Here is a 20478-nt window from a genome sequence, read left to right as displayed (position 1 = left end):
TCGCGCACCCAGACCGAGCTGCACGTCGTGATGGACCTCGACACCCTGCGCGGCGAGCGCGACGGCCTGGCCCTCCTCAACGGCACCCCGATCCCCGCACCCATCGCGCGCGAGGTCGCCGCCGTCGCCGAGCACTGGCGCCGGCTGGTCGTCGATCCGGTCGACGGGCACCTGCTGGACTACGGCACCCGCCAGTACCTCCCCGGTCCGCTGCGTGAGCACGTGCTGCACCGCGACCCGGTCTGCCGCCGCCCGGGCTGCACCCGCCGCGCACAGGAGATGGACCACGCGCTCTCGTTCCCCCAGGGCGCGAGCGACACCGCCAACTGCGGCGGCCTGTGCTCCCGCTGCCACCAGGTGAAGACCGCCGGGCACGCCACCATCGAGGACAGCGCCCCCGACGGGTCCGGAACCTGGGCCATCCGATGGCGGCAACGCATCCGCATCCCCGCCCAGCCCGTTCTCGAACCACCACCAGGCGCTGCCTCGCGCGTCGGCGCCCCGCCCGTCGGTGCCCCGGCCGTGGCCGGTGCCGCGCTACCGGGGCACGACCCCGACGCACCCGCCGACGACGACGTCGGCGACGCCCACGGACGCAGTGGTCCCCCGGAACTCCCACCCTTCTGATGCCTGCGTAGGGCGTGCCCTGACGCCCGCGGCGCCATGGCGCACGTCGACGATCCCGCGCGGGCAGATGCCAGAGGGCGGGCCGCCGCTCACGGCACCGCTGCGCGCGTGCGGGCCGACACGGCGCCGAGCGCGAGGACTCCGACGTCGAGGAGCAGGACGACGACGCACGCTGCGAGGCAGAGCGCGCGGGCGTCCGCGCGGGGCAGGACGACGGCGCCGACCAGGGCGGCGTTGCCCATCACGAGCCGGACGCGTCCGCCGCGCTGCACGCGCACGATCGACCGTCGCACGGCATCCGGACCCCCGCCGAGCATCACCGGCACCAGGTAGGTCAGGGCGCCGATCACCGTCTGGACCGCGAATCCCAGCACCAGCATCGGGAGGACGACGGAGCCGATCGTGTCCGCGACCGACTCCCAGGAACCTGCGCGGAGCTCCGCCCACGCGAGGATCGGGATGCCGGCCACGAACCAGAGGCATCCTGCGAGCACGGACAGGGCGCCGAGCTCCCGAGGGGGCTTGCTCCTGGCCTGGCGCACGAGCGGCCGTCCAACTGCGACGAGGACGACGAGGAAGGCGAGGTCGCCCAGGGACGACACCACATGCCGGCCGAGCAGCGCGCCGAGCGCCGACGTCGTCACCGCCATCACCAGGAGGGGCAGGGCCGCGAACGCGACCGTCTCGCTCCCGTCGCCCATCGGAGTCCGCAGCATGGTCGGCCACAGGGTCACCAACGTGCCCACGACGGTGAGCGACACCCATCCGACCACGTTCAGCGTGAGGTGCGCGACGAGGAGGCGCGGAGCCCACGCATCGCCTCCCGCGCCTGCCTCCAGAGCCACGCCGAGGCAGATCCCGACGACGAGCATGGCCGCGGCAGCGACGTAGTAGCGCACGACGCGGGAGAATCGCGCCGGCAGCGAGCGACGGAGGCGCGCCAGCAGCCACCACGCATGCGCGAGCACCGCGAGGGCGACGAGGACCGCCCCGGCGACGAGGACGGGGAGCACGTCCTGCACCTCCCCGGCGACGACGGTCAGGACCCCCGCGTTGAGCGCCACGAGGCGTCGCGCCTGTCCCGCATGACCGTCGTCCCGGGTGCGCAGCACGGCGTTGGCGAAGTGCGCGGACCACACGACGATCACGTTGCTCACGGCTCCGAGCAGCGCCAGGTGGACCGGCAGCCACCCGTCTCCCCCGGCCAGCAGGTCGTGCAGCAGCGCCGCTGCGGCCGCGGCGATCCACAGCAGCGGCGCCCACCCCGTGCGGATCAGCCAGGCCGCCCGGCGCGCGCGGTTCGGGTGCCTCCCGGGCAGCTCGCGCACGACTACGGCCGGCGTACCGGCTCCCAGCCGCGGCGCGGGTCGCGGTTGCCCTGGTTCCTCGGGTCGCGGCTGCGGTAGACGATGTACGGACGGGCCACGTACCCGACCGGCACGCTGAAGATGTGCACCAGCCGCGTGAACGGAACGACGGCGAACAGCACCATCGCGAGCACGGCATGGAGCTGGAAGCTCCACGGGGCCTCGGCCATGAGGTCGGGCTGGGGGTTGAGGAACACGATGCTGCGGAACCAGACCGCGACGCTCTCGCGGTAGTTGTAACCGCCGGGGTGGCCGCCGCCGATGTCCAGCAGGTTGACGCCCACGGTGTTGAAGACGCCGAGCAGAACCACCCCGGCGAGCAGCACGTACATGAGCTTGTCCATGCGCGTGGTGACACCGAACACGCGTGCCTGCGTCCGCCGGCGGTAGATCAGGATCGCGAGTCCGGTCACGACCATCGCGGCGGCGACGACGCCCATCGCGACTGCTCCGACGTGGTAGGCCTGCTCCGACACGCCGAGGGCCGTCGTCCAGGCCTCGGGGACGAGCAGCCCGACCACGTGGCCCGCCAGCGCCATGAGGATGCCGACGTGGAACAGCGGGCTGCCGATGCGCAGCAGCCGTGACTCGTACATCTGCGACGAGCGCGTGGTCCACCCGTAGGCGTCGTAGTGGTAGCGCCAGTACATGCCGACCAGGAACGCGATGAACGACGCGTAGGGCAGCGCGACCCAGAACAGGGTCGGGAACGAGCTCATGCGCGACCACCCACCTTCAGCGACTCGAGTGGCACGAACGGAGCCAGCCCGACCTGCTCGGCGGGCGGCCCCATCTCGGCCAGCTCTGCCGCGCTCGGGCCCTCGACGGCGGGCGGGACGACGACGAGGAGCGCGTCGACGACGTCGGCGTAGGGGGAGCCGAACCGCTCGAGTGCGGCGGAGAGCAGCTCCAGTCCCGAGCGGTGAGAGGCGAGCAGCTCGAGGGCGACGGCCACGTCGGCGACTGCTCCGAACTCGAGGACCACCGGCAGGAAGTCCGGCAGCTCCTCGGGGCCGAGGTCGTACCCGGCCGCCTGGTACAGCTCCTTGAACTCCACCAGGGCCATCCCACGACGCCGGGTGTCGCCGTTGAGGAAGTAGGTCAGGTACAGGCAGGCCTTGCGGCGGCGGTCGAAGATCTCGACGTAGTGCTCCTGGGCCGGCCTGGCGCCGAGCCCCGCGAGCCAGGAGACGAACCGCCGCAACGGCTCGCGCGCGTCGGCCGGGAGCCCCTCCAGGCTGCCCTCGACGAGGGGGAGACGCTGGACGCTGCGATCGTCGGGGTAGGCGAGCAGCATGGAGCACACCGCGAGGAGCCGACGCACGGACGTCTCGCCGGCCTGCAGGAAGGAGTCGTGGGCGGTCACAGGTCGCTCCCGTCCTGCTTCAGCTGCGCGTGGCTGTCCGCGAGCGCGCGCTTCTTGGCGACGTGGAAGCTCTCGATCGACACCGGGACCGGCCTGACCTCGCCGACCGGCGTGAGCTGACCGATCCCCGGGCCGCCCTCGAAGTCGAGGGAGCAGCCCGTCTCCTCCAGCGCGTCGGCCGCCTCCTGGTGCGCCGCGGGGATGACGTAGCGCTGCTCGTACTTCGCGATGGCCAGCAGGCGGTAGAGGTCGTAGAGGTCCTCGCCGGTCAGTCCCACGCGGGCCGGGATCGACTCGTCGGGATCGCGGCCGAGGTTGATGTCGCGCATGTAGGAGCGCATGGCGGCCAGCCGCCGCAGCACGCCGTCGACGACAGCGGTGTCGCCGGCGGTGAGGAGGTTGGCGAGGTAGCCGATGGGGATGCGCATCGCCTCGATGGCGCCGAACAGGTTCCCGATCTCCTCACCGTCGTGCCCGCTGTTGACGAGGGCATCGACGAGCGGTGAGAGCGGCGGGATGTACCAGACCATGGGCATGGTGCGGTACTCCGGGTGCAGCGGCAGGGCGAGGCGGTACTTCTTCGCGAGCGTGTAGACCGGCGACTTCTGCGCCGCGACGATCCAGTCCTCAGGGACCCCGTCCCGTCGCGCCTGCTCGACGACGGCCGGGTCCTCCGGGTCGAGCAGGACGTCGAGCTGCGCCTCGTAGAGATCCTTCTCGTCCTCGACCGACGCGGCTTCGAGCACCCTGTCGGCGTCGTACAGGAACAGGCCGATGTAGCGCAGCCGGCCGACGCAGGTCTCCGCGCACACGGTCGGCTGGCCCACTTCGAGGCGGGGGTAGCAGAACGTGCACTTCTCGGCCTTGCCGGTGCGGTGGTTGAAGTAGACCTTCTTGTACGGGCACCCGCTCACGCACATGCGCCAGCCGCGGCAGCGGTCCTGGTCCACGAGCACGATGCCGTCCTCGCTCCGCTTGTACATCGCGCCCGACGGACATGACGCCACGCACGCCGGATTGAGGCAGTGCTCGCAGATGCGCGGCAGGTAGAACATGAAGGCCTTCTCGAAATCGAAGGACACCTGGTCGGTGATGCCCTTGAGCATCGGGTCCTCGTGACCGCGCTCGTGTGTGCCACCGAGATCGTCGTCCCAGTTGGCCCCCCAGGTGATCTCCATGTCCTTGCCGGTGATCATCGACTTGGGCCGGGCCACCGGCATCGTGTCCATCGGGGGCGCGGAGATGAGCGTGTCGTAGTCGTAGGTCCAGGGCTCGTAGTAGTCGTCGAGCCCGGGCAGCTTGGGATTGCTGAAGATGGTGGCCAGCCGCTGCCAGCGGCTGCCGCCCCGCAGGCGGAGCTTGCCGCGCCGAGTGCGCTCCCATCCGCCCTTCCACTGCTCCTGGTCCTCGTAACGGCGGGGGTAGCCGAGCCCGGGCCGGGTCTCCACGTTGTTGAACCACACGTACTCGACGCCGCGCCTGTTGGTCCACGTCTGCTTGCACGTCACCGAGCAGGTGTGGCACCCGATGCACTTGTCGAGGTTCATCACCATGCCCACCTGGGCCATCACGCGCGTCATCAGTACTGCACCTCCTGCGACCGGCGGCGGATGACCGTCACCTCGTCGCGCTGGTTGCCGGTGGGGCCGTAGTAGTTGAACCCGTACGAGAGCTGGCCGTAGCCGCCGATGAGGTGCGTCGGCTTCATGAGCAGTCGCGTGAGGGAGTTGTGGATGCCACCGCGCTTGCCCGTGCGCTCGACGCGGGGGACGCCGACGGTGCGGTCCTTGGCGTGGTACATGAACACGGTGCCCTCGGGCATGCGGTGCGAGACGACGGCGCGGGCGACGACGACGCCGTTGCGGTTGTGCGCCTCGATCCACTCGTTGTCCTTGACACCGATCTTCTCGGCGTCCTCACGGCTCATCCAGATGTCCGGGCCTCCGCGCGAGAGCGCGAGCATGAACAGGTTGTCCTGGTACTCCGAGTGGATCGACCACTTGGAGTGGGGGGTGAGGTAGCGGACGACGACCCCCGCCTCGTCGACGTCGCCGAGGCGCGGGTAGCCGGCGAGAGCGTGCAGGTTGAGCGGCGGGCGGTACGTGGGCAGCTGCTCGCCCACCTCGGTCATCCAGTCGTGGTCGAGGAAGAAGTGCTGCCGGCCGGTGATCGTGTGCCACGGCTTGAGCCGCTCGACGTTGATGACGAACGGCGAGTACCGGCGTCCGCCGTGCTCGCTCCCCGACCACTCCCACGACGTGATGACCGGCTGAGGCCTGCTCTGCGTGTCCGCGAAGCTGATGATCTTGCCCTCGTGCTCGCGCGCGAGGTCAGCCATGGGCTGACCGGTGCGACGCTCCAGGAACTCGAAGCCGGCCACCGCGATCTCCCCGTAGGACACCCCGGAGAGGCTCAGGATCGCCTCGCACGCCTGCTCGGCCGTGGCCAGTCGCGGGCGTCCGTCGGCGACGCCGCCGCGCACCACTCCGTTGACGGCGCGGAGCCGGTCGACCGTGCTCTGCTGCTTGAGCGTGACGCCCTTGACGACGGTGCCCAGGGACTCGACGTTCGGGCCGAGCGAGGCCATCTTGGCCGCGATGGCGCCGTAGTCGCGCTCGACCACCACGAGGCTGGGCATCGTCCGCCCCGGGAGCGGCTCGCACTCGCCCTTCGACCAGTCGAGCGCGCGACCGCCGGGCTGGGCCGTCTCGGTGGGGGTGTCGTGCTGGAGCGGCAGCGCGACGACGTCCTTGACCGTGCCGAGCCGAGGGCCCGCAAGGCGGGAGAAGACCTCGGCCATCTGCTGGAAGGCGTCGTAGTCGCTGCGTGTCTGCCACGGCGGCTGGATCGCCGCGCTGAAGGCGTGCACGTAGGGGTGCATGTCGGTGGAGGCGATGTCGTACTTCTCGTACCAGGTCGCTGCGGGGAGCAGCACGTCGCTGAACAGACCCGTGCTCGTCATGCGGAAGTCGAGCGACACGAGGAGGTCGAGCTTGCCCTCGGGCGCCTCGTCCCGCCAGACCACCTCCTGCGGGCGCAGGCCTTCCGGTGTCTGAGCGGCGTCGACAGCCCCGTCGGTCCCGAGCAGGTGCTTGAGGAAGTACTCGTTGCCCTTCCCGGACGACCCGAGCAGGTTCGCGCGCCACACGGTGAGCACCCGCGGCCAGTTCGCCTCGGCGTCGGGGTCCTCCACGGAGAAGCGCAGGTCGCCGGACCGCAGCTGCTCGACGACGTGCTCCGCGATCGTGGATCCGGACTCCTCGGCCTCGCGGGCGAGGTCGATCGGGTTCCGGTCGAACGTGGGGTAGGACGGGGTCCAGCCCATCCGGACCGCCTGGGCGAGGGTGTCGGCGAAGGCCTGCCCGCGGAACCGTCCGGTGCCGAGCGTGCTCGCGACGTCGTCGGCACCGAACGCGTCGTAGCGCCACTGGTCCGTGTGCAGGTACCAGTACGACGTCCCCGCCATCTGCCGCGGAGGACGCGACCAGTCGGCGCCGAACGCGAGCTGCGCCCAGCCCGTGAACGGGCGGGCCTTCTCCTGACCGACGTAGTGGGCCCAGCCACCGCCGTTCTTGCCCTGGCACCCCGTGAGGAGGACCAGGGACACGATGGCGCGGTAGATGGTGTCGGAGTGGTACCAGTGGTTGGTGCCGGCACCGAGGGTGATCATGGAACGGCCGCCGGAGTCCTCGGCGTTCTGCGCGAACTGCCGCGCGACGCGCTCGACGGTGGCGGCGGGCACGGAGGTGATCTCCTCCTGCCACGCCGGGGTGTACGGGCTCTCGGCGTCGTCGTAGCCGGCGGCCCACGTGCCCGGGAGGCCCGGGCGGCCGACGCCGTACTGGGCGAGCAGGAGGTCGTAGACGGTCGTGACGGTCAGGTCGCCGAGCCGCCGCACCGGGACGCCGCGCCGGATCGCCCCGTCGCGCTCGGATCCGTGGTCACCCACGTCGAAGCGAGGAAGGTCCACCTCCACGCTCCCGCTGCCGGCACCGTGCATCGACAGCTGCGGCTCGACGCCCTGCAGGTCGAGGTTCCACCGTCCCATGCCGGACTCGGTGTGCCGGAACCCCAACGAGCCCTGCGGCACCACGGGCTCGCCCGTGCGCTCGTCGATCAGTGCCGGCTTCCACTCCGCAGCCTCGACGTCGTGGCCGAGGTCGGACGCCATCACGAATCGGTCCGGCACCCACGCGCCGTCGTGCTCGCGGAGCGACACCAGGAAGGGGAGATCGGTGTAGCGCTTGGCGTAGTCGAGGAACATCGGCGCCTGCCGGTCGACGTAGAACTCGCGCAGGATCACGTGGCCCATCGCCATAGCCAGGGCGCCGTCGGTCCCCGGGGCCGCGGGCAGCCACTCGTCGGCGAACTTCGTGTTGTCGGCGTAGTCGGGGCTGACGGTGACGACCTTCATGCCCTTGTAGCGGGCCTCGGTCATGAAGTGGGCGTCGGGAGTGCGGGTCGTGGGGATGTTGGAGCCCCACATGATGAGGAACGACGCGTTCCACCAGTCCGCCGACTCCGGCACATCGGTCTGGTCGCCCCAGATCTGCGGCGAGGCGATCGGCAGGTCGCAGTACCAGTCGTAGAACGACAGCATCGTGCCGCCGATGAGCGAGGTGTAGCGGGCGCCGGACGCGTGCGAGGCCATCGACATGGCCGGGATCGGGGAGAAGCCGGCCACCCGGTCGGGGCCGTAGCTCTCGATGGTGTGCACCTGCGCGGCCGCCACGATCTCCAGCGCCTCGTCCCACGTGGTGCGGACGAGGCCGCCCTTGCCGCGGGCGCGCTGGTAGGCGCGACGTGCCTCCGGGTCCGAGACGACCCGCTTCCATGCCTCGACGGCGTCGCCACCGGTGTCGCTCTTGGCGGCGCGGTAGAGGTCGAGCAGCATGCCTCGCACGTAGGGGTACCGCACGCGCGTCGGCGAGTACGTGTACCAGGAGAACGCCGCGCCGCGCGGGCAGCCGCGGGGCTCGTACTCGGGCGAGTCCGCGCCGACGCTGGGGTAGTCGGTCTGCTGCGTCTCCCAGGTGATGATGCCGTCCTTGACGTACACCTTCCACGAGCACGACCCCGTGCAGTTCACCCCGTGCGTGCTGCGGACGACCTTGTCGTGGCTCCAGCGGTCGCGGTAGAAGACGTCGCCCTCGCGCCCGCCCACGTGGAACACGGCGCGCTTGTCGCTCGACACGTCACTGCGCGACAGGAACGAGCGGGCGCTGATGAGGCCGTCGACGACCGGGTCGTCGAGCCGGGGCGTGGTCACGATGTCTCCTCATCCTCGGAGGTCCTGAGCGGTGCCGGTGCCGGTCGGAGGTCGGGGCGCGCGAGATGGGCCACGCACAGGTCGCCCTTGACGAAGATGTCGAGCCGTCGCACCGACACCCCGCTGCCCAGCTCGGAGAAGAACCCGTCGAGCATCTCGCGGTGCAGCCGGCAGATCGCCCGGTCCTCCTTGGCCATCTCGAGGAACGGGCACACCGACAGGTAGAGCCGGTCGCCGAGCGGGTCGGTCGTCGTCTCGAACCCGAGGACGTCGAGGCCCTCGACCGCCATCGCCACGGACCGCTCGGGGTCGACCTCCCCGGGTGCGTCCGCCTTCCGGCGCTGGGCCCGCGCCAGGCGGCGTCCGGCCGCGACACCAGGCGTGTCGCCCGATCGCTCCTCGCTGGTCGCGGCGGTGGCTGCGGCGAGCTCGGCGGCCAGCACGCGGTACGGATCCTCGACCGGCCCCGCGCTCGCCCGGTACAGCAGGCGCGGGCGGCCCGGCGTCGCGCGCCGCTCGGGAACCGACTCGACCTGCCCCATGTCCTGGAGCAGGGCCAGGTGCGCCCGCACCGTGTTGGCGTGCAGGCCGGTGGCCGAGACGATCTGCGCGACGGACATCGCCTCGTCGGACCCGCGCAGCAGGTCGTGCACCAGCCGATCCGGGCCTGTGGAGTCGGGGACGGACCCGCGACGACTGCGAAGCACAACCCCTCCTGTTATTTATCCGATCGAGCGGATCAATCACCGCGCCGCGAGCGTACACCGTCGATCCACGCTGGATAGAGCGTCCTTATGTGGCCCAGGTCACGAGAAATATCCGCGGCAACAGTGGACACCGTCCCCGAGCGAACCACTATGTTCCGTGGCGACTAGTAAATAACACCGTCGAGGAGATCCCCGTGACCACCATCAGCGGCCAGGACCTTGCGGGTCGGCCCGACGTCGCCGGGATCCCGGCGGGGGCGGCCGACCGGACGGGCCCGGCGGACGAGGAGCCGGCGCGGGGGCGCTACCGCGTGCTGGTCACGTCCACCCTCGCGTTCACCCTCATGTTCGCGGTGTGGATGCAGTTCGGGATCCTCGGCATCCCGATCCAGAAGGAGTTCGGGCTCTCGGACACGGCGTTCTACTGGCTGACCGCGCTGCCGGTGCTCAACGGCGCCATCTGGAGGCTCGGCACCGGCATCCTGGCCGACCGCTGGGGCGGACGGATCGTCATGGCGGCCATGCTCGTGATGGCTGCGGTGCCGACCTTCCTGCTGGCCGGGACCCACAGCCCGGTGGCCCTGTTCGTCCTCGCCTTCCTCATCGGCTTCGCGGGCAACTCGTTCTCCAACGGCATCGCCTGGAACAGCGCGTGGTTCCCGCGCTCCCAGCAGGGGTTCGCCCTCGGGGTGTTCGGTGCGGGCAACGTCGGCGCGTCGGTCACCAAGCTGATCGGTCCGGCGATCATCGCGGGGACCGCGGGCGCGACCTACTTCGGCGTCATCTCGGGCGGCTGGCGGCTCGTCCCCGTCATCTACGCGGTCGCCCTGCTCGTGATGGCGCTCGCGCTGTGGCTGGTGACCCCGCGCCACGACCGGCGGCCCGGCCGGAGCGTGCCGGTGCGCGTGATGCTCCTGCCCCTCAGGCACCTGCGCGTGTGGCGGTTCAGCCTCTACTACGTCGCCGTCTTCGGGGCCTACGTCGCGCTGGCATCGGCGCTGCCGAAGTACTTCGAGACCAACTACGGCGTCGAGCTGTGGCAGGCCGGCCTGCTGACTGCGCTGTTCATCTTCCCCGCCTCGCTGCTGCGACCTGTGGGCGGCTGGCTGTCGGACAAGGTCGGCGCCCGCCGCATCATGTACTGGACGTTCGGGCTCATGCTGGTCTCGACGGGCGTGCTCATGATGCCGTCCGGCTACATCACCGTGGACGTCGCGCCATCCCGGTCCGCCGACGGAACCGCCGAGATCCTGCCGTGGCACCTGGGCCTCATGGGGTTCACGTTCTTCGTCGTGGTGCTCGGTTGCTCGATGGGCATCGGCAAGGCCGCCGTCTACAAGCACATCCCCGAGTACTTCCCGCACGACGTGGGCGCCGTCGGCGGCCTGGTCGGGATGCTCGGCGGTCTGGGCGGCTTCTTCCTGCTCCCCGTGTTCGGCTACGCCGTGGCTTGGACAGGTCTGCCGACCGCGTTGTTCGGCGTCCTGTTCCTTCTGACCCTCGCGTGCTCGGTCTGGATGCACCTCACGGTCGTGCACATGCTCCACCAGTCCTCGCCCGAGCTCGCCCACGAGTTCGAGCAGCCCCGCCGAGCCCTCGACACCGCGTCGAGCCGCTGAACCTCCCACGAGATGAGGACCGCGCCATCATGACCACCACGACAGCCTCGAGCCGCAAGGGCGGCGAGTGGCTCACCGACTGGGACCCGGAGAACGGCGAGACCTGGAACTCCGGCCTGGCCTGGCGCACCCTCTGGATCACCACGGGGTCGCTCACCCTGGCCTTCTGCACGTGGTACCTCGCCAGCGCCCTGGCCCCGCAGCTCACCGGGCTGGGCTTCAAGCTCGACAAGAACCAGCTCTACTGGCTCGCGGCGATGCCCGGCCTCGCCGGGGGAACGCTGCGCCTCGTCTGGATGTGGCTGCCCCCGATCCTGGGGACGCGCAGGCTGATCACACTGACAACGGTCCTGCTGCTCATCCCGCTGGTCGGCTGGGGCATGGCCGTGCAGAACCCGTCCACCAGCTACACGACATTCATGATCCTGGCGTTCCTCGCCGGGGTCGGCGGCGGCGCGTTCTCCGGGTTCATGCCCAGCACGTCGTACTTCTTCCCCCGCAGCAAGCAAGGCACAGCACTCGGCCTGCAGGCGGGCATCGGCAACTTCGGGGTCTCCATCGTCCAGTTCGTCACGCCCTGGGTCATCGGCCTCGGCATGGTCGGCTTCCTCGGCGCGTCGCAGAAGTTCCACGACGCGGCCAAGGGCACCACAGTCGACGCCTGGTACCAGAACGCCGCGTACGTCTACGTCCCGTTCGTCATCGTCGCTGCGGTCCTGGCCTGGACGACGCTGCGCAGCGTCCCGGTGCGCGCCAACTTCCGGCAGCAGATGGACATCTTCGGCAACGTCGACACCTGGTTCATGACGGCGCTCTACATCATGACGTTCGGCACGTTCTCCGGGCTGTCCGCGCAGTTCGGCCTGCTCATCAAGAACCTCTACGGCGCCGGCAACGCCGCCATCGTCGCGACGGCGGCCGACGGCTCCACCCACGCGCTCGTCTCCGGCTACGCGATCCCCACCCCGCTCAAGTTCGCGTTCCTCGGCCCGCTCGTGGGCGCCGGAGCGCGGGTGGCGTTCGCCCCGCTGACCGATCGCTTCGGCGGTGCCCGGTGGACGCTCGTGTCCGGGATCGGCATCCTCGCGTCACTGCTGTTCACGATCCAGCACGTAACGCCGGACCCCAGCCAGGGCGCCGACGCGTTGCAGTCCGACTTCCAGGGCTTCCTCTACGGGATGATCGCCATCTTCTTCTTCACCGGCATCGGCAACGCCTCCACCTTCAAGCAGATGCCGATGATCTTCGAGCGGCGACAGGCCGGCGGAGTGATCGGATGGACCTCTGCGATCGCCGCCTACGGCCCGTTCTTCTTCGGCATCGGCCTCGCCGTCTCGACCGTGACCAACTTCTTCTACCTCGGCGTGGTGTTCGCGCTCGCCTGCATCGCGCTCACCTGGATCCGCTATGTGCGTCCGGGAGCACCCAAGCCCTCGTGACTCGTTCCGGGAGACCACCCCACCCTCGACCCGTCGCACCCTCTGGAGGACCCATGCCGCTCACCCCTCGTCCTGCTCCTTCCCACCTCGAGGTCGAGGCGGCCACCGGCGGGTGCGGCGGTCACTGCACCTGCGGGCACGGCGACGCCGAGGCGCCGAGGCTCGACGTGCGGCAGATCCCGCCCGCCGTCCGCCATCCCGCGATCCTCGGCGCCCTGAGCGGCGTCGGCGTGGGCGGGTCGCTGGTGCTGGTCGCTCCTCACGAGCCCGTCCCGCTGCTGCGCGAGCTCGAGGAGCGCGAGCCCGACGCGTTCCTGGTGCACCTCGAGCAGGAAGGGCCCGACGAGTGGCACGTGCGGCTCACCCGCCGATGAGCGCCGCACCGGCCGTGACGGCGGGCCGAGCCGTCAGCCCGGCGTGGGACGTGGCGCGCGACCTGGCCTACCGGTCGGGCCGCCCGCTGCCCCTGGAGACCGTCCCTCTCGGGGCGGCCGACGGACGCACGCTGGGCGTCGATGTCGTGGCCGGCACCCCGCTCCCGGCCTTCACCGCGTCGGCGATGGACGGCTGGGCCACCAGCGGTGACGGGCCCTGGCTCGTCGTCGGCCGGGTGCTCGCGGGACAGAGCGGTCCTCCCGTGCGCCCCGGAACGGCCCTCGCGATCGCCACAGGGGCGCGACTCCCGGCGGGCGCCACCGGCGTGGTCCGCAGCGAGGACGGCACCGTCGTCGACGGCGTCCTCACCTCCGGCGACGACCCTGCCGGCCGCCACATCCGGCCCGCGGGCGAGGAGGCGCTCGAGGGCGAGGCGCTGCTCCATGCCGGAACCGTGCTGGGGCCCGGCCATGTCGGGCTCGCCGCAGCCGCGGGCGCCGACGCCCTCACCGTCGTACGGCGTCCCACCTGCACGCTGCTCGTCCTCGGCGACGAGCTGCTCGACGCCGGCCCGGCACGCGAGGGGAGGGTCCGCGACTCGCTGGGTCCGCAGCTGCCCGGGTGGCTCCGCCGGCTCGGCGTCGACGTGCGCCGGGTGACACACGTGCGCGACGACCGGCAAGCGCTCGTCGACTCCTTCCTCGGCGCGTGCACCGATCTCGTCATCACGACGGGAGGCACGGCGGCCGGCCCCGTCGACCACGTGCACGCAGCCCTGGACCGGACCGGCGCGCAGCTCGTCGTCGACTCGGTCGCCGTACGCCCGGGGCACCCGATGCTGCTGGCAGCCCTCCCCGGGCACCGGCACCTCGTCGGCCTTCCCGGGAACCCCCAGGCGGCGATCGCTGCGCTGCTGACGCTGGCAGAACCCGTGATCGCCCGGCTGCTCAACCGCCCTGCCCCCCGTCTGGGCACGATCACCAGTGAGGCCGCGTTCCTCGCGCCTCCGCATGCCACCCGCATGGTGCTCGCCCACCGCGGCCCTCACGGCGCGGTGGCCGCCCGACACCTCGGACCGGGCATGCTCCGCGGCCTGGCCACGGCCGAGGGCTTCGTCATCGTTCCCCCCGGCGGCAGCCAGCCGGGCGCCGTGCTCCCGTGGCTGCCCCTCCCCGTCTGAACCGCGGCACCTCGGGCTCCTCCCAGGCCCCGAGCATCCACCTGCTGGATACGACAGGGACCCCCGGAACGAGCGCCCGAGGGTCCCTGTCGTTTCCAGCGGCGGTGGCGGTGGGAGCCGTCGCGCCGGGACGGCCTGCGGCCCCCTCGGCGCTCCTCCCAAATCCCCGTGCATCCACGTGCTGGATACGACAGGGACCCCCGGAACGAGCGCCCGGGGGTCCCTGTCGTTTCCAGCGGCGGTGGCGGTGGGATTTGAACCCACGGAGAGTTTCCCCTCACACGCTTTCGAGGCGTGCTCCTTCGGCCGCTCGGACACGCCACCGCCGAGGAGGGTACAAGGTGCGCGGCCGGAGTCGAAAATCGCCGTGACGGCCTGCGGGGGCGCACGGCCGGCCGTACGGCGGTCGTCAGTCGGCGTCGCGGCGCCGGGCGAAGAAGTCGGAGAGCAGCCCGGCGCACTCCGGTGCCAGCACGCCGGACACCACCTCCGGACGGTGGTTGAGCCGCCCGTCGCGCAGGACGTCCCACAGCGACCCGGCGGCGCCGTACTCCTCGTTCCAGGCGCCGAACACCACCCGGGCCACCCGGGAGAGCCAGGCGGCGCCGGCGCACATGGGGCAGGGCTCGAGGGTCACCGCGAGTGTCGCGCCGTCGAGCCGCCAGGTGCCCAGCGCCGCCGCGGCGGCGCGCAGCGCCACCACCTCGGCATGCGCAGTGGGGTCGTGCGAGGCCTCGCGCTCGTTGCGCCCGACCCCGATCACCGCGCCCGTCGCGTCGAGGACGACGGCCCCGATCGGGACCTCGCCGAGATCGAGGGCCCGGCGGGCCTCGTCGAGCGCGTGGCGCATCGCCTCGACGTCCTCGGGTCGCGGCTGCACCGGGCGATCATCCCAGCCGCAGCGGCTCAGTCGGGCAGCTGCTCGAGCGCCGCGTCGAACTGCTCGCCGAAGCCGACCCGTGCGGCGATCGAGGCCAGCTGCTCGTCGGGCCACATGTCGTCGTCGTCGAGCAGCAGCTCGATGTCGACGGGACCGACCCCGAAGTCCTCCACGATGCGCAGGTCGCCGGCGGGCTGGAGGTCGTCGCTGTCGTCGTCGTCCGGCGACGGGATGCCCAGGCGGTCCAGCGCGTCGGTGCCGATCGGCCACTCCTCGGCCGCGTAGAGGTCCGAGAGCAGCAGGCGCACCTCCTCGCCGAGCACGCGCACGAGGAGGAAGAACTCCTCGGCCACCGACACCATCCCGAGCACGCCGCCCTCGCCCTGCTGGGCGCGCAGCGCGGCCACGAGGGCGTCGAGCGAGTCGCCCGCACGCGGCGGGAGCACGACGACCTGCCACAGGCCGTCCTCGCGCCAGGCGGCGACGGCGAAGTCGACCGATGCGTCGTCCACGTCGCCTCCTCGCACGCCACCCACGCGGGACCGGCGGTACCGCGCCCACAGCCTGACAGACGCGCTCCCCCGAGGGGCGACGAATCAGCCGGACGTCCGCACGGGTCCCATGCGGCAGCGCGACGGCCTACCCTTCGGCCCATGCCCGACAGCCTCCGCGTGCACGTCGCCGACCACCCGCTCGTCGCCCACAAGCTCACCGCGCTGCGCGACGCGCGCACCGACTCGCCCACCTTCCGGCGCCTGGCCGACGAGCTGGTCACCCTGCTCGCCTACGAGGCCACGCGCGGCATCCGGGTCGAGCGGGTCGCTGTGTCGACGCCGGTGGCCCCGGCCATGGGCGTGCGGCTGGCCGACCCCCGGCCGCTCGTCGTCCCGATCCTGCGCGCCGGCCTCGGCATGCTCGACGGCATGGTCCGCCTGCTGCCCACGGCCGAGGTCGGGTTCCTCGGCATGGTGCGCAACGAGGAGACCCTCGAGGTGTCGACATACGCCGACCGCATGCCCGCCGACATCTCCGGGCGCCAGGTGTTCGCCCTCGACCCGATGCTCGCCACGGGCGGCACGCTCGTGGACGCGATCAACCTGCTGCTCGGCCGCGGCGCCACGGACGTCACGGCGATCTGCCTGCTGGCCGCGCCCGAGGGCATCGAGCGGCTGCGGGCGGCGTTCGAGGGCCGCTCCGTCGACGTCACCGTGGTCACGGCCGGGCTCGACGAGCGCCTCAACGACAAGGGCTACATCGTCCCGGGCCTCGGCGACGCCGGCGACCGGCTCTACGGCGTGGTCTGACCCGAGCACCCCGGCGGTCGCAGGGGCTGCCAGGATCGAGGCCATGACCACCGAGGACCTCGTCGCGCGCGACCTGGCCAGCGTCTGGCACCCGTTCACCCAGCACTCCCTGTGGGCCTACGACCGCCCGCTGGTCATCGAGCGCGGCGAGGGCGTCCATCTCGTCGACTCCGACGGCACCCGCTACATCGACGGCTGCTCCTCGCTGTGGGTCAACGTGCACGGCCACCGGGTGCCCGAGATCGACGACGCGATCCGCCGCCAGCTCGACCGGCTGGCCCACTCGACCTTCCTCGGCCTCACCCACGAGCCCGGCATCGAGCTGGCCGAGAAGCTGCTCGCCACCGCGCCGGGCGACGAGCGCCGCCGGCTCTCGCGCGTGTTCTACGCCGGCGACGGCGCGAGCGCGGTGGAGGCCGCGATCAAGATGGCCTTCCAGGCGAAGGCGCAGTACGGCGAGGACCGGCCGCTCTACCTCCACGTGGCCGAGGGCTACCACGGCGACACGCTCGGCGCGGTGAGCGTCGGCGGCATCGAGCTGTTCCACCACACCTACCGGCCGATCCTGCTCGACACGGTGATGGTCTCCAGCCCCGGCATCCGCGCCGAGGGCCAGACGCCGGCGCAGCGAGCGGAGGAGGTGCTGGCCGAGGCGCGCGCGCTGCTCGCCGAGCACGGCCGGCGCGTGTGCGCGATCGTCGTCGAGCCGATGGTGCAGGCCGCGGCCGGGATGCTCACGCACGACGCCGCGTTCCTGCGCGGCATGCGCGAGCTCGCCGACGAGCACGGCGCCTACCTCGTCGCCGACGAGGTCGCCGCGGGGCTCGGGCGCACCGGCCTGATGTGGGCGGTCGAGCACGCGGGCGTCGTGCCGGACCTGCTCACCCTGGGCAAGGGCGTCACCGGCGGCTACCTGCCGCTGTCGGCCGTGCTGTCCACCGAGGAGGTCTACGCCGCGTTCCTCGGCACCCCCGACAGCGGGCGCACGTTCTTCCACGGCCACAGCTACACCGCCAACCCGCTGTGCGCCGCCGCGGCCATCGCCAGCCTCGACCTCATGGCCGAGCGCGGCACGGTGGCCCGCGCCGCCCGTATCGGCGAGCGCATCGGCGAGCTCACCGCCGGGCTCGCGGCGTACGACGGCGTGCTCGAGGTGCGGCGCATCGGAACGATGACCGGCATCGAGGTGCGCAGCGTGCGCGAGCGCACCGGGTTCGAGGTGTGCCAGCGCGCCCGCGAGCGCGGCGTGCTCATCCGTCCGCTCGGCGACGTCGTCGTGCTCATGCCGCCCCTGGCGATCGGCGACGACGACCTCGAGACCCTCGTGGGCGTCGTCGACCGGTGCGTCCGCGAGGTCGTCGGATGACGGCGGGCACCGAGCAGGCCTCCGGCCACGACGGCACCGGGGAGCGGCCCGACCCGCTGGAGCTGCTGCGCCGCGCGGCGGTGGCGCGCACCGAGGCGGGGCTGCGCCGCCGGCTCGCGCCGCGCGAGCACGACGAGGCGGTGCTCGACCTCGCGAGCAACGACTACCTCGGGCTGGCCCGCGACCCCCGCGTGGTCGAGGGCGCCGTGCGCGCGGCCCGGCGCTGGGGCGGCGGGTCGACCGGCTCGCGGCTGGTCACCGGCTCCACCCGCGCCCACCACGACCTCGAGGACGCCCTCGCCGCGCACGTGGGCGCCGACGCCGGCCTGGTGCTCTCCAGCGGCTACCTCGCGAACCTCGCCGCGATCACCACGCTGGCCGGTCCCGGCGACCTCGTGGTGAGCGACGCCCAGAACCACGCGTCGATCATCGACGCCTGCCGCCTCTCGCGCGCCGACGTCGTGGTCACCCCGACGTGCACGCCGGCCGCGGTCGAGGCCGCACTCGCCGGGCGCCGCCGCGGCGGCGAGGCCGTCGTCGTCACCGACGCGGTGTTCTCCGTCGACGGCGCGCTCGCCCCGCTGGCCGCCCTCGCGGAGATCTGCGAGCGCCACGGCGCTCTCCTCGTGGTGGACGAGGCGCACGGCATCGGGGTGGTGGGCGACGCGGGCCGCGGCGCGGTCGCCGCGGCCGGCCTGGCCGGGCGCCCCGGCGTGGTGGTGACGGCCACCCTGTCCAAGGCCCTGGGCTCGCAGGGCGGCGCGGTGCTCGGCGCCCGCGAGGTGGTCGACCACGTCGTGGACGCCGCCCGTCCCTTCATCTTCGACACCGGGCTGGCCCCAGCGGCCGTCGGCGCGGCCCACGCGGCGCTCGACGTGCTGCGCGCCGAGCCGGATCTGCCCGAGCGCGCCCGCGCGCGGGCCCACGAGCTGGCCCGGGCGGCCCGGGCCGGCGGCTGGACGGCGTCCGAGCCGAACGCGGCGGTGACCTCGCTGCTCGTCGGCGAGCCGGGGCCCGCCGTCGCGGCTGCCGCCGCGTGCCTCGAGCGCGGCGTGCGCGTGGGCTGCTTCCGGCCCCCGTCGGTGCCCGACGGCCGCTCGCGCCTGCGCCTCACGGCGCGGGCGGACCTGCGCGACGACGACGTCGCCCGCGTGGGCGAGGTGCTCGCCGAGGTCCGCGCGGCCGCCTCCGCGACGGGACCGGCGTCGTGAGCGTCCTCGTGGTGAGCGGCACGGGCACCGACGTCGGCAAGACCGTCGTCACCGCGGCGGTGGCCGCCCTCGCCCGCGACCGCGGCTCGCGCGTCGCCGTGGTCAAGCCGGGCCAGACCGGGGTCGCCCCCGGCGAGCCCGGCGACCTCGAGGTGGTGCGCCGGCTCGCCGGCGTCGACGACCTCCACGAGCACGCCCGCTACCCCGACCCGCTCGCCCCCGCCACCGCCGCGCGGCGCGCCAGCCGCCCGGCGCTCGACGTCGGCGAGTCCGCCGCGGCCGTGCGGGGGCTCGCGGCCGGCCGCGACCTCGTGCTCGTCGAGGGCGCCGGCGGGCTCCTCGTGCGCTACGACGACGACGGCGCCACCATCGCCGACTGGGCCCGGGCGCTCGACGCCCCCGTGCTGGTCGTCGTCCACCCCGCGCTCGGCACCCTCAACCAGACGGCGCTCACCCTCGAGGCGATGGCCCACCGCGGGCTGCGGCTGGCCGGCGTCGTGATCGGCGCCTGGCCGCGCGAGCCCGACCTCGCGGCGCGCTGCAACCTGCGCGACCTCGAGACCCTCGCGGCCCGCCCGCTGTCCGGCGCCGTGGCCGAGGGCGCCGGGGCGCTGGACGCCGCGGGCTTCCTGCGCGCGGCGCGCGAGGGGCTCGAGCCGGCCCTCGGCGGCGCCTTCGATGCGCGAGACTTCCGACGCAGGCACGACCCACAGGAGGACGCCCGATGACCGCGACCCAGCCGACCGAGGACCTCGAGGAGGCGGCCGGCCACTACGCCGTGCTCGAGCGGGCCCGCGACCGCGTCCTCGACCAGGGCCTCGGGCTCGAGGAGGCCGACGTCCTCGCCGTGCTGCGCCTGCCCGACGACGCCCTGCCCGAGCTCCTCGAGGTCGCGCACGAGGTGCGCATGCGCTGGTGCGGGCCGGAGGTGGAGGTCGAGGGGATCGTCTCGCTCAAGACCGGCGGCTGCCCCGAGGACTGCCACTTCTGCTCGCAGTCCGGGCTGTTCTCCTCCCCCGTGCGCTCGGCCTGGCTCGACATCCCGTCGCTGGTGCGCGCAGCCGTGCAGACCGCGGAGACCGGGGCGTCGGAGTTCTGCATCGTGGCCGCGGTGCGCGGCCCGGACGAGCGGCTCATGGCCCAGATGCGCGAGGGGGTCGCGGCGATCCGCGCCGCGGTCGACATCAACGTCGCCGCCTCGCTCGGGATGCTCACCCAGGAGCAGGTCGACGACCTCGCCGACATGGGCGTGCACCGCTACAACCACAACCTCGAGACCGCCCGCTCGTACTTCCCGCAGGTGGTCACCACGCACTCGTGGGAGCAGCGCTGGTCGACCCTCGAGATGGTCCGCGACGCCGGGCTCGAGGTGTGCTGCGGCGGCATCGTGGGGATGGGCGAGACCCTCGAGCAGCGCGCCGAGTTCGCCGCGCAGCTCGCCGCGCTGGGCCCGCACGAGGTGCCGCTGAACTTCCTCAACCCGCGCCCCGGGACGCCGTTCGGCGACCAGCCGGTGATGCCGGCCACCGACGCGCTGCGCACCATCGCGGCGTTCCGCCTGGCACTGCCGCGCACGATCCTGCGCTATGCCGGAGGCCGCGAGATCACCCTCGGCGACCTCGGCACGCGCGACGGGCTGCTCGGCGGGATCAACGCGGTGATCGTGGGCAACTACCTCACCACGCTGGGCCGCCCGGCGGGCGACGACCTCGCCCTGCTCGACGAGCTGTCCATGCCGGTCAAGGCCCTCAACGCCACGCTGTGACGG

Annotated in this window: 17 protein-coding genes and 1 tRNA gene; 9 read left to right on the top strand and 9 right to left on the bottom strand. The window is 72.6% G+C overall.

All coding sequences use genetic code 11. From position 1 onward, the window contains the following. Window positions 1-716: 716 nt before the first annotated feature. Genes GC157_12645 through GC157_12620 form a run of 6 tightly spaced genes read right to left on the bottom strand, consistent with a single transcriptional unit; the run spans window position 717 to window position 9282 of the window. A complete protein-coding gene (locus GC157_12645) occupies window positions 717-1955 on the bottom strand; it encodes a hypothetical protein (protein MBI1378313.1) in 1239 nt (412 codons plus the stop codon). A gap of 2 nt (window positions 1956-1957) precedes the next feature. Next, entirely contained in the window at window positions 1958-2713 is a 756-nt protein-coding gene (narI, locus tag GC157_12640; GenBank protein ID MBI1378312.1) for a respiratory nitrate reductase subunit gamma, read from the bottom strand. Further along, window positions 2710-3360 (bottom strand): nitrate reductase molybdenum cofactor assembly chaperone, encoded by a 651-nt coding sequence (gene narJ / locus GC157_12635; GenBank protein ID MBI1378311.1) that lies wholly within the window; start codon window positions 3358-3360, stop codon window positions 2710-2712. Before narJ ends, narI begins: the two co-directional genes overlap by 4 nt. Beyond that, window positions 3357-4940: a nitrate reductase subunit beta gene (gene narH, locus GC157_12630; protein MBI1378310.1), complete on the bottom strand. Its 1584-nt coding sequence runs from the start codon at window positions 4938-4940 to the stop codon at window positions 3357-3359. The genes narJ and narH overlap by 4 nt, the downstream gene beginning before the upstream one ends. Continuing rightward, window positions 4940-8632, bottom strand: a complete 3693-nt coding sequence (locus tag GC157_12625; protein MBI1378309.1) for a nitrate reductase subunit alpha — start codon at window positions 8630-8632, stop codon at window positions 4940-4942. Before GC157_12625 ends, narH begins: the two co-directional genes overlap by 1 nt. After that, a complete protein-coding gene (locus tag GC157_12620; GenBank protein ID MBI1378308.1) occupies window positions 8626-9282 on the bottom strand; it encodes a helix-turn-helix domain-containing protein in 657 nt (218 codons plus the stop codon). The genes GC157_12625 and GC157_12620 overlap by 7 nt, the downstream gene beginning before the upstream one ends. Before the next feature lie 398 nt (window positions 9283-9680). Between GC157_12620 and GC157_12615 the strand changes: the two genes are divergently transcribed. From GC157_12615 to GC157_12600, 4 genes are read left to right on the top strand one after another with little or no spacing between them, the layout of a single operon-like run. Then, window positions 9681-10955, top strand: coding sequence for an MFS transporter (locus tag GC157_12615; GenBank protein ID MBI1378307.1), 1275 nt, complete (start codon window positions 9681-9683; stop codon window positions 10953-10955). Window positions 10956-10984: 29 nt separating this feature from the next. Further along, the gene (locus GC157_12610; protein MBI1378306.1) at window positions 10985-12394 is read left to right on the top strand and encodes an MFS transporter; all 1410 of its coding nucleotides are present in this window, start codon (window positions 10985-10987) and stop codon (window positions 12392-12394) included. Between the two features lie 53 nt (window positions 12395-12447). Beyond that, window positions 12448-12768, top strand: coding sequence for a DUF2249 domain-containing protein (locus GC157_12605; GenBank protein ID MBI1378305.1), 321 nt, complete (start codon window positions 12448-12450; stop codon window positions 12766-12768). Beyond that, window positions 12765-13949, top strand: coding sequence for a molybdopterin molybdenumtransferase MoeA (locus GC157_12600; GenBank protein ID MBI1378304.1), 1185 nt, complete (start codon window positions 12765-12767; stop codon window positions 13947-13949). Before GC157_12605 ends, GC157_12600 begins: the two co-directional genes overlap by 4 nt. Before the next feature lie 239 nt (window positions 13950-14188). On the opposite strand, the gene GC157_12595 is transcribed toward GC157_12600, so the two are convergent. The 3 genes from GC157_12595 to GC157_12585 form a co-directional block, all read right to left on the bottom strand. Then, window positions 14189-14273 (bottom strand) — tRNA-Ser (locus GC157_12595). A gap of 85 nt (window positions 14274-14358) precedes the next feature. After that, entirely contained in the window at window positions 14359-14799 is a 441-nt protein-coding gene (locus tag GC157_12590) for a nucleoside deaminase (protein MBI1378303.1), read from the bottom strand. 56 nt (window positions 14800-14855) lie between these two features. Next, window positions 14856-15341 (bottom strand): hypothetical protein, encoded by a 486-nt coding sequence (locus GC157_12585; GenBank protein MBI1378302.1) that lies wholly within the window; start codon window positions 15339-15341, stop codon window positions 14856-14858. 141 nt (window positions 15342-15482) lie between these two features. Between GC157_12585 and GC157_12580 the strand changes: the two genes are divergently transcribed. Genes GC157_12580 through bioB form a run of 5 tightly spaced genes read left to right on the top strand, consistent with a single transcriptional unit; the run spans window position 15483 to window position 20475 of the window. After that, a complete protein-coding gene (locus tag GC157_12580) occupies window positions 15483-16133 on the top strand; it encodes a uracil phosphoribosyltransferase (protein MBI1378301.1) in 651 nt (216 codons plus the stop codon). A 43-nt stretch (window positions 16134-16176) separates the two neighbouring features. Beyond that, entirely contained in the window at window positions 16177-17499 is a 1323-nt protein-coding gene (bioA, locus tag GC157_12575) for an adenosylmethionine--8-amino-7-oxononanoate transaminase (protein MBI1378300.1), read from the top strand. Then, a complete protein-coding gene (locus GC157_12570) occupies window positions 17496-18710 on the top strand; it encodes an aminotransferase class I/II-fold pyridoxal phosphate-dependent enzyme (GenBank protein MBI1378299.1) in 1215 nt (404 codons plus the stop codon). Before bioA ends, GC157_12570 begins: the two co-directional genes overlap by 4 nt. Continuing rightward, window positions 18707-19438 carry an ATP-dependent dethiobiotin synthetase BioD gene (gene bioD / locus GC157_12565; protein ID MBI1378298.1) on the top strand — a complete coding sequence of 244 codons (732 nt, stop codon included), beginning with the start codon at window positions 18707-18709 and terminating at the stop codon, window positions 19436-19438. Before GC157_12570 ends, bioD begins: the two co-directional genes overlap by 4 nt. Beyond that, window positions 19435-20475 carry a biotin synthase BioB gene (gene bioB / locus GC157_12560; GenBank protein MBI1378297.1) on the top strand — a complete coding sequence of 347 codons (1041 nt, stop codon included), beginning with the start codon at window positions 19435-19437 and terminating at the stop codon, window positions 20473-20475. The genes bioD and bioB overlap by 4 nt, the downstream gene beginning before the upstream one ends. Window positions 20476-20478 lie beyond the last annotated feature (3 nt).

This window comes from Frankiales bacterium (assembly GCA_016125335.1).
Classification (GTDB): Bacteria; Actinomycetota; Actinomycetes; order S36-B12; family CAIYMF01; genus Longivirga.
The sequence above is the reverse complement of the archived record's forward strand: the minus strand, read 5'-3'. Positions and strand labels throughout refer to the sequence as shown.

Coding starts and splice junctions, on each gene's coding strand:
- GC157_12605 (MBI1378305.1), top strand. CDS start 12,448: ATGCCGCTCACCCCTCGTCCTGCTCCTTCCCACCTCGAGGTCGAGGCG.
- GC157_12615 (MBI1378307.1), top strand. CDS start 9,681: ATGTTCGCGGTGTGGATGCAGTTCGGGATCCTCGGCATCCCGATCCAG.
- GC157_12570 (MBI1378299.1), top strand. CDS start 17,496: ATGACGGCGGGCACCGAGCAGGCCTCCGGCCACGACGGCACCGGGGAG.
- GC157_12580 (MBI1378301.1), top strand. CDS start 15,483: ATGCCCGACAGCCTCCGCGTGCACGTCGCCGACCACCCGCTCGTCGCC.
- bioB (MBI1378297.1), top strand. CDS start 19,435: ATGACCGCGACCCAGCCGACCGAGGACCTCGAGGAGGCGGCCGGCCAC.
- bioA (MBI1378300.1), top strand. CDS start 16,177: ATGACCACCGAGGACCTCGTCGCGCGCGACCTGGCCAGCGTCTGGCAC.
- narI (MBI1378312.1), bottom strand. CDS start 2,713: ATGAGCTCGTTCCCGACCCTGTTCTGGGTCGCGCTGCCCTACGCGTCG.
- GC157_12590 (MBI1378303.1), bottom strand. CDS start 14,799: ATGCGCCACGCGCTCGACGAGGCCCGCCGGGCCCTCGATCTCGGCGAG.
- GC157_12600 (MBI1378304.1), top strand. CDS start 12,765: ATGAGCGCCGCACCGGCCGTGACGGCGGGCCGAGCCGTCAGCCCGGCG.
- GC157_12610 (MBI1378306.1), top strand. CDS start 10,985: ATGACCACCACGACAGCCTCGAGCCGCAAGGGCGGCGAGTGGCTCACC.
- narH (MBI1378310.1), bottom strand. CDS start 4,940: ATGACGCGCGTGATGGCCCAGGTGGGCATGGTGATGAACCTCGACAAG.